Annotated in this window: 9 protein-coding genes; 4 read left to right on the top strand and 5 right to left on the bottom strand. The window is 73.0% G+C overall.

Annotation, left to right across the window (positions count from 1 at the left end; all coding sequences use genetic code 11):
- Positions 1–83 precede the first annotated feature (83 nt).
- Entirely contained in the window at positions 84–1,004 is a 921-nt protein-coding gene (locus OG455_RS30155; protein WP_266299105.1) for an aminoglycoside phosphotransferase family protein, read from the top strand.
- A gap of 89 nt (positions 1,005–1,093) precedes the next feature.
- On the opposite strand, the gene OG455_RS30150 is transcribed toward OG455_RS30155, so the two are convergent.
- Entirely contained in the window at positions 1,094–1,609 is a 516-nt protein-coding gene (locus OG455_RS30150) for a MarR family winged helix-turn-helix transcriptional regulator (protein ID WP_266299103.1), read from the bottom strand.
- A 263-nt stretch (positions 1,610–1,872) separates the two neighbouring features.
- Here OG455_RS30150 and OG455_RS30145 point away from each other — a divergent pair, with 263 nt between their 5' ends.
- A complete protein-coding gene (locus tag OG455_RS30145; protein ID WP_266299102.1) occupies positions 1,873–2,943 on the top strand; it encodes an alkene reductase in 1,071 nt (356 codons plus the stop codon).
- Positions 2,944–3,035: 92 nt separating this feature from the next.
- Here the strand turns inward: OG455_RS30145 and OG455_RS30140 are convergent, their stop codons facing one another.
- The gene (locus OG455_RS30140) at positions 3,036–3,821 is read right to left on the bottom strand and encodes an exonuclease domain-containing protein (protein WP_266299101.1); all 786 of its coding nucleotides are present in this window, start codon (positions 3,819–3,821) and stop codon (positions 3,036–3,038) included.
- A 168-nt stretch (positions 3,822–3,989) separates the two neighbouring features.
- Here OG455_RS30140 and OG455_RS30135 point away from each other — a divergent pair, with 168 nt between their 5' ends.
- The gene (locus OG455_RS30135; RefSeq protein ID WP_266299100.1) at positions 3,990–4,820 is read left to right on the top strand and encodes a hypothetical protein; all 831 of its coding nucleotides are present in this window, start codon (positions 3,990–3,992) and stop codon (positions 4,818–4,820) included.
- Positions 4,821–5,022: 202 nt separating this feature from the next.
- Here OG455_RS30135 and efeB read toward each other — a convergent pair whose 3' ends face one another.
- The 3 genes from efeB to OG455_RS30120 all read right to left on the bottom strand — a co-directional run bounded on the left by efeB (position 5,023) and on the right by OG455_RS30120 (position 9,923).
- A complete protein-coding gene (efeB, locus tag OG455_RS30130) occupies positions 5,023–6,333 on the bottom strand; it encodes an iron uptake transporter deferrochelatase/peroxidase subunit (protein ID WP_266301010.1) in 1,311 nt (436 codons plus the stop codon).
- A 53-nt stretch (positions 6,334–6,386) separates the two neighbouring features.
- Entirely contained in the window at positions 6,387–8,504 is a 2,118-nt protein-coding gene (efeU, locus tag OG455_RS30125; protein WP_266299099.1) for an iron uptake transporter permease EfeU, read from the bottom strand.
- Positions 8,505–8,657: 153 nt separating this feature from the next.
- Positions 8,658–9,923: an SAV2148 family HEPN domain-containing protein gene (locus OG455_RS30120; protein WP_266299097.1), complete on the bottom strand. Its 1,266-nt coding sequence runs from the start codon at positions 9,921–9,923 to the stop codon at positions 8,658–8,660.
- A gap of 397 nt (positions 9,924–10,320) precedes the next feature.
- Here OG455_RS30120 and glgX point away from each other — a divergent pair, with 397 nt between their 5' ends.
- Positions 10,321–12,426 (top strand): glycogen debranching protein GlgX, encoded by a 2,106-nt coding sequence (glgX, locus tag OG455_RS30115; RefSeq protein WP_266301009.1) that lies wholly within the window; start codon positions 10,321–10,323, stop codon positions 12,424–12,426.
- Positions 12,427–12,470: the final 44 nt, after the last annotated feature.

The following is a 12,470-nucleotide window of genomic DNA, read 5'->3' as shown; positions in this document are numbered from 1 at the left end:
GCGGGAGGGCACCCGCCGCGACGCCACCGACCAAGAGCCTGCCGCCCGGCCCCGAACGAGGGGTCGGGCGGTAGGTTTCGGCCATGGTCATCTCTGGGGTCTTCTCCGAAGCCCGGGCCCGGACGCTGCTCGCCCAGGCCTGCCTGTCGGTCGGCCTGCCGGACCCGACCGGCGCCCGGCTGCTCTCCCTGGGCGAGAACGCGGTCTTCGACCTCGGTTTCCCCGCCCTGGTCGCCAAGGTCGGCCGGGACGGCGGGCTGCGGGGCAGGGCCGCCCGCGAACTGGCCGTCGCCCGCTGGCTGGACAGTGCCGGGATCCCGGTGCCCCGGCCCGCCGACGGCCCCATCGGCCGACAGCTGGAGGGGGTGGTGGCGGCCGCCGGACACCCCGTCACCTTCTGGCACCGGCTCACCCCGGCCACCCGGCCCGCCGATCCCGCCGATCTCGGCCGGCTGCTGCGCGCGCTGCACCTGCTGGCCGCGCCCGCGCTGCCCGAACCGCTGCCGCGTCGCGAGCTGCTCGCCCCCGTCGAGCGCTGGCTGGCCGCCGCCGGGGACCACCTCGACCCGGCCGACGCCGCCTACCTGCTGGCCCGCCGCGCCGAACTGGCGGACGCCATCGCGGAGCTGGTGCCGGTGCTGCCCGCCGGGGTGATCCACGGCGACGCGCTGCCGCGCAACGTGCACGTCGGGGCGAGCGGTCCGATCCTGCTCGACCTGGAGACCTTCGCCGAGGACCTGCGGGAGCACGACCTGGTGCCGCTGGCCCTCAGTCACGACCGGTACGGCGTGCCGAAGGAGCAGTACCGGGCCTTCACCCTGGCCTACGGCTGGGACGTGCGGGACTGGGCGGGCTGCGCGGCGCTGCGGGCGGCGCGCGAGACGGCCAGCGCGGCCTGGGTGGCGCAGCAGCTGCCCGGCAGTCCGGCGGCCCGCACGGAGTTCCGGCGGCGGGTGGACTCGCTGCGGGCGGGCGACGGGACGGTGCGCTGGTACGCGTTCTGAGCCGCGTTCCTCCTGACCCGATTCCGTCGGCCGGCGACGACACGGGCGAGCGGTAGGCGGGCCGGTCGGCTCCACCTCGCCGGGCGCGGTCAGGTTCCGAGCTGTGCGGCGGTGCGGGTCAGTCGCTTCTCGATGTCCTCCAGGGCCCGCAGGACGGAGACCTGTTCCTCGTCGGTGGTGTCGCCGACGGTGGCGTCTTCGAGCTGGCGCCAGAGCTGTTCGACTTCCTTGCGCAGCGCGTGGCTGGCGGTCGTGGCCTCGACGACGGAGGCGCGTTTGTCGTCGGGGCAGGGTGAGCGACGGACGAAGCCGGCGTGTTCGAGGCGTCGGATGGTGCGGGTCATGGTGGCGGCGTCGGAGTCGAGCAGGCGGACGAGGTCGACCTGTCGCTGCGGTCCGAGTTCCCACAGCTGCATCATCACCAGCTCCTGGCCGGGGTGCAGGCCGACGCGGCGCAGGAGGTGTCCGGCGATCATGCGGTGGGTGCGGGCCACCCGGAAGATCGCATGGCTGATGGGTCCTCCACCGGCGGCCGCGGGCAAGGGGATGGCCGCGTCCGCCGAAGCCGGTGAACGGCCCTCGCTGCCGGGTGCGGACTCCGTCATGGCCTGGCGCTCCTGTCCCACGGTGAATGTTGCTCGAACAGGCTACCTCCTCCCGCCCCGAGCCTCCCCCAACCCCGCGCGCCTTCCGCGTGCTCACCGGCCCAACTCTGGCAGATCCTGGACTGCCGTGACGGGCGTCATGGCAGTTGCGGAATGCCATCGAGAGTTTTACTGTTCGAACAGGCAATCAGGCCGGGTCGTACCTGGACCCGCCGGCAGCGGCCGCCACCGGCCGCCGCACCCACTGCGTGAAGGGCTTGATCATGACTACCGCTTTCGATCCGATCGTCCTGGGCGGCCGCCGCCTGGCCAGCCGCGTCGTGATGGCGCCGATGACCCGCAGCCGCGCCTTCGGGCCCGGCGCCGAGCCCACCGAGCTGATGGCGACGTACTACGCGCAGCGCGCCACCGCCGGCCTGATCGTCACCGAGGGCATCCAGCCCTCGGCGGTCGGCCAGGGCTATCCCGACACCCCCGGGCTGCACACGCCCGGGCAGGTGGCGGCATGGCGGACGGTGACCGACGCCGTGCACCGCGAGGGCGGGATGATCTTCGCGCAGCTGATGCACACCGGCCGGATCGGCCACCCCAGCCTGCTGCCCGACGGCCTGGTGCCGGTGGGCCCGTCAGCCGTGGCCGCCAGGGGCCAGGTCTTCACCCACGAGGGGCCGAAGGACTACGTGACGCCCAAGGAGCTGACCGAGGCGGAGATCCGGCAGACCGTCGACGACTTCGCCGCCGCGGCACGAGGGGCGATCGAGGCCGGCTTCGACGGCGTGGAGCTCCACGGCGCCAACGGTTACCTGGTCCACCAGTTCCTCGCGCCGAACACCAACCGGCGCACCGACGCCTGGGGCGGCGAGGCCGAGGGACGGATCCGCTTCGCCGTCGAGGTCACCACGGCCGTGGCCGAGGCGATCGGCGGCCACCGGGTGGGCCTGCGGATCTCGCCCGGCAACCCGTACAACGACATCGCCGAGGACAACCCGGCCGAGACCTACGAAGCGCTGATCGCCCGGATCGCCGGCCTGGATCTGGCCTACCTGCACCTGATGGAGGGCCCGGACCGCGACCTGACCGACCGGCTGCGCAAGGCCTGGCCCGGCACGTTCGTCCTCAACCCGTTCACCCACCCGCAGGCCACAGGTCCCGAGGCGCTGAAGCTGATCGAGGACGGAGCCGCGGACATGGTCGCCTTCGGGGCACTGTTCCTGGCCAACCCCGACCTCCCCGCCCGCCTCGCCGCCGGCGGCCCGTTCAACGCGCCGGATGCGTCCACCTTCTACGGCGGCGACCACCGGGGCTACACCGACTACCCCGCTCTCGCCGGCTGACCGCGCGGCCGGGGCTCGCGGCCTGCTGCCGGGCGTTTCGCCACTGTGACCCCGAACGGCGACGGCTGGACGGAGCGAGCGAACGCCGCCGCTCAGCGCATCGGCCAGCGGGCGTCGACCACCGCCTGCGGGTCCTTCCCCTTGCGCAGCCACGCCTGGAAGCCCTCGGCCCAGTCGCGGTACCAGCGCACCTGCTGCTCGTGCAGCGCGAGCAGGCCCAACTCGCCGACCTGGGCCGGATAGCGCTCGCCGAGGGCGACCGCGACCCGCACGGCGGCCAGCGCGTCGCTGGCCGCCTCGTGGGCGTCGAGCAGCTCGACCCCGTAGACCTCGCAGACCTTCTGCAGGCCGCGGGAGCCCTTGCGGTAGCGGTCCACCGCGCGGTCGATCACCAGGGCGTCCAGCACCGGGGCGACCAGGTTCCCGGCCAACCGCTCGGCCAGCGGCACCCGGCCGTGCCGGCGCAGCTCGGCGTCGATCAGCGAGAGGTCGAAGGGCGCGTTGAAGGCGACCACCGCCGTGCCCTCGGCCAGCAGCGCGCAGAGCGCGGCGGCGATCTCCTCCACCGCGGCGGCGGCCGGCCGGCCTCTGGTGCGGGCCTGCTCGTCGCTGATGCCGTGGATCGCGCGGGCCTGCTCGGGTATCGGCACCCCGGGGTCGAGCAGCCAGCGGGTGGTCCGCACCGGCAGGCCGCCGATCGTCTCGACCAGGGCGGCGGAGACGATCCGTGACTCGGCCGGATCCGTCCCGGTGGTCTCCAGGTCGAACCCGACCAACGGGCCCTGCCACCACCGCGCCCCGGCCCGCTCGGACCGCGGCCGCAGCGCCACCCCCGGCTCGCCGGTCCGGAGTGTCCCGTCGCCCAGTTCGTCCATCATCCGCACCTTCCATCCGTTCGCCGTTCGACTGCGGGATTCATCATCCCCGCCGCCTGTGACAACGGGTCGGCGCGGCCACCGGTCGGCTGATCGGAAAATAGGGGTCGCGCGCTGCGGTGTTGCTGTACGGTCGCGGCCGGTAGCGCCTCCGTGACAAGGGATCCTGACATGCGCGCATTGCGGCCGATCACCCGCTCCCTGCTCTGCCTGACGGTCGCTCTGGGCGCGGCAGCCTGCGGCGGGGGATCGAGCCACAGCGCCGCGGGCACCGCGAAGGCGACACCGGCGACGCCGAGCGGTGCGGCGAGCCCGACGGCCGCGTCACCGGCCACCACCACCCCGGCCACCAGCACGGCACCGAGCGCGGCCACCGACACGGACTCGCCCGCCACCCAACTGGCGCAGCACGCCCTGGAGACGACCGCCGGCCTCACGAGCCTGCAGGCGGACGGCACCGACAGCAGCGCCGGCACACCGATCACCGCGCACTTCGACATCGACCAGCAGTCGGGCGACTGCGCGGCGAAGCAGTCCTCGGGCGGCACCCCCTACATGACCATCGTCATCAAGACGCACGAGGTCTGGACCCGCCCGGAGGCGGCCTACTGGGCCGGGCACCCCGGCGGCAGCGCGGTCCAGGGCCGCTACCTGCACGTGGCCCACGGCGACACCCGCTTCACCCAGCTCGTGCAGATGTGCCACCTGGACAGCCTGCTCAGCCCGATCGTCGGATCGCTGACCGACCTGACCGAGAGCGGGACCACCACGGTCAACGGCCACCGCGGCACCGTGCTGGCCCTGCCCGGGGCCGACGGCGCGGGGGCCACGGTGGTGGTCGCCGCGGACGGCCCGCCCTACCTGCTGGAGGCCAAGGGCAACAAGCAGACGCTCGACTTCAGCGGCTTCGACCAGCCCGTGAGCATCGTGCAACCGCCCGCCGACCAGTCCGTCGACGCTCCCCCGCTGACCGAGGCGCCGAGCGCGCCGGCCGGAGACTGACCCACTGTCCGAGCCGGCGACTGACCCACTGTCCGAGCCGGCGACTGACCCACTGTCCGAGCCGGCGACCGACCCGCCGCGCTGACGACGCTGCCCCGCCCAGGGCCAGCGGGGCGGGGCAGCGCGGTGGCCGGGGGCAGAGGAGCCCGGCCGGGACGGGCACGCGCCGGGGGTCGGGCGGCGCGTGCCGTGGTACCAGGGGTCAGGCCGCGGCGAACAGGCCGCTGCCGAGCCAGTCGTTCGCGTCGCGCACGCCCGGCAGCACGAAGAAGTAGCCGCCGCCGGTCGGGGAGATGTAGTCCACCAGCGGCTCGTCGATCAGCCGGGTCTGGGTGGCCTCGAACTGCCGCACCACGTCCTGCTGGTAGGCGCAGAAGGCCAGGCCCATGTCCAGGTTGCCGACCTTGTCCACGCCGCGGTCGTAGTTGTAGCCGCGGCGCAGGATCCGGCTGTCGTCGGTCTGCTGGGTGCGCGGGTTGGCCAGCCGGATGTGGGCGTCCAGCGGGATCGCGTTGCCCTCGGGGTCCTTGGCGTAGTCGGGCGCGTCGGTCTCGTTGGCGCCGTCCAGCGGGGCGCCGGTGTCCTTGCGGCGCCCGAACATCTTCTCCTGCTCGGCCAGCGAGACCCGGTCCCAGAACTCGACCAGCATCCGGATGATCCGGATCACCTGGTAGCTGCCGCCGGTGGCCCAGGCCGGCTCGCCGGCCCCGGCCTGCACCCAGACCAGCTTGTCCATCTCGCGCCCGGACTTGACGTCGGGGTTCACGATGCCGTCCTTGAAGCCCAGCAGGTTGCGCTGCGCGCCGGCGGGGCGCGGGGCGCTCTGGAAGCCGTCGACCCGCCACTTGACCTGCATCGCGCCGCGGGTGTGCTTGGCGATGTCGCGCAGCGCGTGCAGCACGGTGTCCTGGCTGTTGGCGCAGATCTGCAGCGAGAGGTCGCCGTGCAGCTCGGCGGCCTGCAGGTTGTCGTTGGGGAAGGTCTTCATCGGGCCCAGCTTGACCGGCTTGGCCTTGGCCAGCCCGTAGCGCCCGTCGAAGAGCGAGGAGCCCACGCCGACCGTGACGGTCAGGTTGTCGCTGGGCACCACCGGGCCGAGGATCCCGTTGTCGGACGGCGGCGCGCCGACCCCCAGGTCCGGCGGGGTACCGCCGGAGGTGAGGAAGCGGATCCGGTCGGTGAGGGTGTGGAAGAGCTCCTCCAGCGCCTTCCGGTCGGTGGCGATGACATCGAAGGAGATGAACATCGCGGCGCTCTGCTGCGGGGTCAGCACGCCCGCCTGGTGATCGCCCTGGAAGGCCACCTGCGCGTTCGCGCCACCGGCGTCGGCCGCCTCGGCCCGCCCGCCGCCCGCGGTGAACGCCAGCGCGCCGCCGGCCACCGCCGCGCCCACCGCGCCGACGCCGAGCGCCGCGCCCAGGAAGCTGCGGCGGGCGGGGGCGGCGGGGCAGCCGGCGGCAGCGGCCTGCGCGGCCTGGGCCTGGGCTATCGCCTGCGCCTGCGCCTGGGCCATCGCCTCGTGCGGGAAGGGGCAGGAGCCGCTGGTGCTGGGGTGCTGGCTGGTCATCAGGCGGACTTCCGGATCTCAAGAAGGTCGGGCACGGGAGCGAGGTCTTCGAGCAGCTGCCCGGTGGCGCCGTTGAGCCGCGCCCGGGTGGCGGGGTCGAGCTGCTCGACCGGGGTCCAGCCGCCGTCCGCGTGGTGGGCGCCGGCCAGCAGGTCGGCCACCCGCTGGACGTCGGAGTTCACCGTGCCGAGCAGCTGCGGGCTGCGCTGCTGGATGAGCGGCTGCAGCACGGTCAGCAGTTCGCGGGTGCCGGCCAGGTTGGCCTGGGCGGTGGCCAGGTTGGTGCCGCTGCCCTCGTCGGTGTCGGCGGTCAGCTCGAACTGGAGGGTGTTCTCCAGGATCTCGTGGGTGCGCAGCGGCAGGTCGGTGGGGTCGAAGTCCTGGGTCGGGAAGGCCTTGCCGAGACCGTCCACGTCGGTGACCAGCTGGTCGGCCACCGGCGCCAGTTCGGTGGCGTCCTGGTTGTGCCACAGGCCGTACTCCAGCCGGTGGAAGCCGGCGAAGTCCTTGTCCGCGACGCCGTCGGGCAGGCCGTCGGCCCGGCCGTTGATCTTCTGGTCGAAGTCGGCGAAGGTGCCGTAGGCCGCGCCGAGCGAGGAGTACTGCAGGTGGGCGGTGAGCCAGTCGGCCCTGGCGGCGTCCAGGTCGCCGCCGTGCAGGTCGGCCTGCAGCTTCTGGGTCTCGGTCAGCAGCGTGGCCAGGCCGGTGTTCACGTAGGCCTTGTACTGGTCCAACGGGCCCTTGAGGTCGTCCTCGGAGACCGGCAGCACCGCCGCCACCTGCGACCCGCCGCTGACGTGCACGGCGGCCGAGGTGACCGCGTCGCCGCCGGTGGGCACGCAGCGCCAGGCCAGGTCGCCGGTGCCGATGGTGGCGGTCAGCGGGCGGGTGGTGCCGGGGGCCAGGCCCTCGATCTCGCCGTAGACGGCGTTGGTGGCCGGGTTGACCAGGTAGACCTCGGAGGTCTTGCCGCCGGTGTTGTGCATCTGGAAGGTCTGCTGGCCGGGCCGCGGGGTGGTGAAGCCCCTGCCGCACTGGTCCTTGGCGTCCGAGACGGTGACGGTGGCGGCCGCGGCCGGCTTGCCGTCGCTGACCGCGATCACCACGCCGGCCAGCACGGCCGGGACGGCGACCAGCGCGGTCGGCACCAGCCAGCGCGGGCGCGCGCGGCGGGGCTCCTCGGCGGCGGGAGCGGCGGCGGGAGCGGGCTCGGCGACGGTCGGGGCCTCGGCAACGGGCTCGGCGGCGGGCGCCTCAGCGGTCTCGGCGGTCTCGGCGGTCTCGGCGGGGGCCGGCTTCGGGGCGCTCACCCGCATCCCGCGCACGAAGAGCGTCATGACGCTCGCCAGGTACAGCACGTACGCCACCACCTGGAGCCAGGTCATGGTGACGGTCAGGTTGAGGACGCCCTGCACCAGCGTCGCGTACCAGGAGCCGGCGTCCAGCGAACCGCTCAGGTCGAAGGCGTAGCTGGTGCCGCCGGGCAGCACGCCGCCCTCCTGCAGGTCGCGCAGGCCGTAGCTGAGCACCCCGGCCGCGATGACGATCAGCACCATGCCGGTGTAGGTGAAGAACCGGGTCAGGTTGATCTTCAGCACCCGCCGGTACAGGCCCCAGCAGAGCCCGGCGGCCAGCACCAGGCCGGTCCCGGCGCCGATCGCGGGACCGGTGGCCTCACCGGCCGAGCGGGCGGTGGTCCACAGGAAGAGCGAGGTCTCCAGGCCCTCCCGGCCCACCGCCAGGAAGCTGGTGAGCACCAGCACGCCGGCGCCCGTGCTGAGGGCGGCGGTCACCTTCTCGCGGATCTCGGAGGAGAGGTTGCGGGCCGAGCGGCGCATCCAGAAGACCATCGCGGTGACGAAGGCCACGGCGATCAGGCTGAGCGTGCCGCCGAAGGCCTCCTGCGCGGTGCCGGAGAGGTTGGCGGCGGTGAAGGTGAGCACGGCGCCGAAGCTGAGCGCGAGCGCGATGGCGGCCAGCACACCCGTCCACACCTGGGGCAGGCGGCCCTTCTGTCCCGAGCGGACCAGGGTGGCGACCAGGATCGAGACGATGAGTCCCGCCTCCAGGCCCTCCCGCAGGCCGATCAGAAAGCTCGGAAAAGCGTCGTCCCACATGGGTGCTGAACTCCCCTAGACGTCCGTGTCGCGCCCGGCGGACAGGGTGCGCCGCCGGGCATCGCCAAGCACGGCCGCGCTTAGCTTAGGCATACCTTAGCCAGGGGATATGAGAACGCGCACGGCAGGGGGGTGTCAAGACCTGGCCGGGGCTCAGCTGACCGACCGTGAGTCGGTCCAGACCCCCTCGAACTCCTCGCGGTAGACCGCCAGCAACCCGGGGTCCTCGCCCTCCCCCGGGCCGGCCCCCGGCCGCAGCACCAGGGCCGGCGACTCGATGCCCCGGGCCCGGCGCAGATAGGGCTGCACCACGCCGACGTCCCCGGTGCGGCGGCGCGAGCCGGGCAGCCGGGTGCCCTCGACCAGGTAGGCGGTGAACCGGGGGGTCTCGTCGAAGACCCGGATCTCGAAGGCGCCGGGATCGCGCAGCCGGGCCCGCACCCGGCGCACGTGCATGATGTTCATCTCGATCGAGCGGGAGAGCTCGCCGCGCCCCAGGCCCAGCTCCCGCTCGCGCCGGCGCACCGCGCTGCTGGCGGGGTTGAGGAAGAGCAGCCGGGTCCGGCAGCCCTCGGCGGCCAGCCGGGCCAACCGCTTGCCGGTGTAGTTCTGGCAGAGCATGCCGAGCGCGATGCCGAGCGCGTCCAACCGCCGGGCGCCCTCCAGCAGGTCCTCCATCGGCAGGTCGCGCTGCAGCAGGATCCGGTCGGCGTGCACCGCGGTCACGTCCGCGTAGCGCCCGGCCACCAGCTCCTCGATCACGTCGGCGGGCAGGCCTGCCCCGGCGGCCGGCCGCCCGTCCAGCAGGCCGAGCACCCGGGCGGCGGCCCGCTCGGCCTGCGCCAGCACGGTCGGCGAGAGGCTGCGGTTGCGCGAGACCACGTGCCGGGCGACCTCCAACTCGTCCAGCGCGAGCTCGATCTCCCGGCGGTCGTCCAGGTACGGCTCGAAGCAAGGCCAGTGCTGCACCATCAGCTCGCGCAGCTGGGGCAGGGTGAGGAAGACCAGCGGGTCGTCGTCGGCCGGGTCGAGCAGGAAGCCCTTGCGCCGGCTCACCTCGCGCACGGCCGCCGCCCGGCTCACCCACTCCTCGCCCACCGGCCCCGCGGCGGCGGTCACCCAGTCCGCGCCGTGCGCGGGGGCGTAGACCGGGCGCAGCAGGTCGTCCAGGAGCGAGCGCAGCCGCTGCTCGACCAGGTTGAGCCAGACGTAGGCCCGCCCGGTCAGCCGCACCCGCTGGTAGGCGCGCTGCCACTGCTCGCCGCTCCAGGTCGGGCCCGCGGCCTCCGGGCCGGGCACGACCGGGCCCAGCCGGCCGCCGCCGGGTGAGCCCAGCACGGCGGTCGGCGCCTCGGACCGGCCCGCCGTCCCCGCCGTTCCGCCAGCCCCTTCGGGCCACTCGTCGGCGGGGAAGACCATCTGATTACCTCAACTCTCCGCGCCCGGCCCTGTGACGATCAAGACTACTGCCCGGCCGCCCCGCCGGGCGGCCCGTTGCCCTACCGCAACGTCGCCCCGCCGCCGATCCCGGTGAGCGGCGGGCCCGCTCACCGGGCGTCAGCAACCGCGCGCCTCACCACTCCGCCGGACACCCGTTCGGGCGAATGCGCCCCGAAAGAGCGTCAGATTGCGGGCGGAACGGCAACGATGGCAATCGCCAGGGAAAAATGACAGTGCGTAGATGCGCGGTGTGCCGTGCGTCACGCTGAGCGGCACGCAGACATGTGACGCGCGCCACCGGGCATACCGCACCCAGCGGTGCGCCAACATCCCGAGGGAGCATCAGCTCCTCTTGACACCAGGGAAGTTGAGGCTTATGCAGGTCTGGCCGGGGCAACCGTACCCCCTGGGTGCCACCTACGACGGGGTGGGCACCAACTTCGCGGTGTTCTCCGAGAGCGCGGACCGGATCGAGCTGTGCCTGCTCGGCCCGGACGACACGGAGAGCACCATCGAGCTGCGCGAGACCGACGCGTTCGTCCGGCACGCCTACCTGCCCGGCATCCAGCCGGGCCAGCGCTACGGCTTCCGCGTGCACGGACCGTACGACCCGGCGCGCGGCCAGCGGCACAACAGCGCCAAGCTGCTGCTCGACCCCTACGCCAAGGCGATGAGCGGCACGATCGACTGGGACGAGTCGGTCTACGGCTACCACTTCGGCGCGCCCGAGCGTCGCAACGACCTCGACTCGGGCCCGCACACCATGCACTCGGTGGTGATCAACCCGTACTTCGACTGGGGCAACGACCGCCCGCCGCGCACCGACTACCACCGGTCGGTGATCTACGAGGCGCACGTCAAGGGCCTCACCCGCACCCACCCCGGCATCCCCGAGGAGATCCGCGGCACCTACGCGGCGCTGGCCCACCCGGCGCTGATCGAGCACCTGGCCAAGCTCGGGGTGACCGCGATCGAGCTGATGCCGGTGCACCAGTTCGTCCGCGACCACCGGCTGCGCGACCTCGGGCTGACCAACTACTGGGGCTACAACACCGTCGGCTTCTTCGCCCCGCACGGCTCCTACTCCTCGGTCGGCGACCGGGGCCAGCAGGTGCAGGAGTTCAAGTCGATGGTCAAGGCGATGCACGCGGCCGGGATCGAGGTGATCCTCGACGTGGTCTACAACCACACCGCCGAGGGCAACCACCTGGGCCCCACGCTCTCCATGCGCGGCCTGGACAACGCCTCGTACTACCGGCTGGCCAACGACCGCCGGTACTACATGGACACCACCGGCACCGGCAACAGCATGCTGATGCGCAGCCCGCACGTGCTCCAGCTGATCATGGACTCGCTGCGCTACTGGGTCACCGAGATGCACGTGGACGGCTTCCGATTCGACCTGGCGGCCACCTTGGCCCGGCAGTTCCACGAGGTGGACCGGCTCTCCTCGTTCTTCGACCTGGTCCAGCAGGATCCGGTGGTCTCCCAGACCAAACTGATCGCCGAGCCGTGGGACGTCGGCGAGGGCGGCTACCAGGTGGGCAACTTCCCACCGCTGTGGACCGAGTGGAACGGCATGTACCGCGACACCGTGCGCGACCTGTGGCGCGGCGAGCCCGCCACACTGGCCGAGTTCGGCTCCCGGCTGACCGGCTCCTCCGACCTCTACCAGCACGACGGCCGGCGCCCGATCGCCTCGATCAACTTCATCACCTGCCACGACGGCTTCACCCTGCGCGACCTGGTCTCCTACAACGACAAGCACAACGAGGCCAACGGCGAGCAGAGCCGGGACGGCGAGTCGCACAACCGCTCCTGGAACTGCGGCGCCGAGGGCCCCACCAAGGAGACCAGGGTCCTGGAGCTGAGAGCCCGTCAGCAGCGCAACTTCATCGCCACGCTGCTGCTCTCCCAGGGCGTGCCGATGCTCTCGCACGGCGACGAGCTGGGGCGCACCCAGTTGGGCAACAACAACGCCTACTGCCAGGACAGCGAGCTCTCCTGGGTGAGCTGGCCCGGCGACCAGGAGCTGCTGGAGTTCACCCAGGGCATGGTCTGGCTGCGCCGCAACCACCCGGTCTTCCGGCGCCGCCGCTTCTTCCGCGGCCGCCCGGTGGCCGCGGCGCACGACGACCTGACCGATCTCGCCTGGTTCACCCTGAGCGGGGAGGAGATGACCGAGCGGGACTGGGGCGCCAGCTACGCCAAGTCGCTGACCGTCTTCCTGAACGGCTCGGCGATCTCCGAGCCGGACCGGCGCGGCGGGCGGATCACCGACGACTCCTTCCTGCTGATGTTCAACGCGCACCACGAGTCGCTGCAGTTCACGGTGCCCAAGGAGCACGGCGAGGAGTGGCAGGTGGTGGTGGACACCACCCTCGCGACACTCCCGACCCCGGGGACCGGACTTCTGGTCAAGGAGGGCGACGGGCTCTGGCTCGCCGACCGCTCCTTGCTGGTGCTTCAGCGACCGGCGTGAGCCGGGGCCCGGGCCGGGCGGCCGAAGCGGGTCGTACGGCCACG

This window comes from Kitasatospora sp. NBC_01287 (assembly GCF_026340565.1).
Classification (GTDB): Bacteria; Actinomycetota; Actinomycetes; order Streptomycetales; family Streptomycetaceae; genus Kitasatospora.
The sequence above is the reverse complement of the archived record's forward strand: the minus strand, read 5'-3'. Positions and strand labels throughout refer to the sequence as shown.

Bases quoted from the DNA above. Each gene is read 5' to 3' on its own strand.
- OG455_RS30155 (WP_266299105.1), top strand. From the start codon at position 84: ATGGTCATCTCTGGGGTCTTCTCCGAAGCCCGGGCCCGGACGCTGCTC.
- OG455_RS30150 (WP_266299103.1), bottom strand. From the start codon at position 1,609: ATGACGGAGTCCGCACCCGGCAGCGAGGGCCGTTCACCGGCTTCGGCG.
- OG455_RS30145 (WP_266299102.1), top strand. From the start codon at position 1,873: ATGACTACCGCTTTCGATCCGATCGTCCTGGGCGGCCGCCGCCTGGCC.
- OG455_RS30140 (WP_266299101.1), bottom strand. From the start codon at position 3,821: ATGATGGACGAACTGGGCGACGGGACACTCCGGACCGGCGAGCCGGGG.
- OG455_RS30135 (WP_266299100.1), top strand. From the start codon at position 3,990: ATGCGCGCATTGCGGCCGATCACCCGCTCCCTGCTCTGCCTGACGGTC.
- efeB (WP_266301010.1), bottom strand. From the start codon at position 6,333: ATGGCCCAGGCGCAGGCGCAGGCGATAGCCCAGGCCCAGGCCGCGCAG.
- efeU (WP_266299099.1), bottom strand. From the start codon at position 8,504: ATGTGGGACGACGCTTTTCCGAGCTTTCTGATCGGCCTGCGGGAGGGC.
- OG455_RS30120 (WP_266299097.1), bottom strand. From the start codon at position 9,923: ATGGTCTTCCCCGCCGACGAGTGGCCCGAAGGGGCTGGCGGAACGGCG.
- glgX (WP_266301009.1), top strand. From the start codon at position 10,321: ATGCAGGTCTGGCCGGGGCAACCGTACCCCCTGGGTGCCACCTACGAC.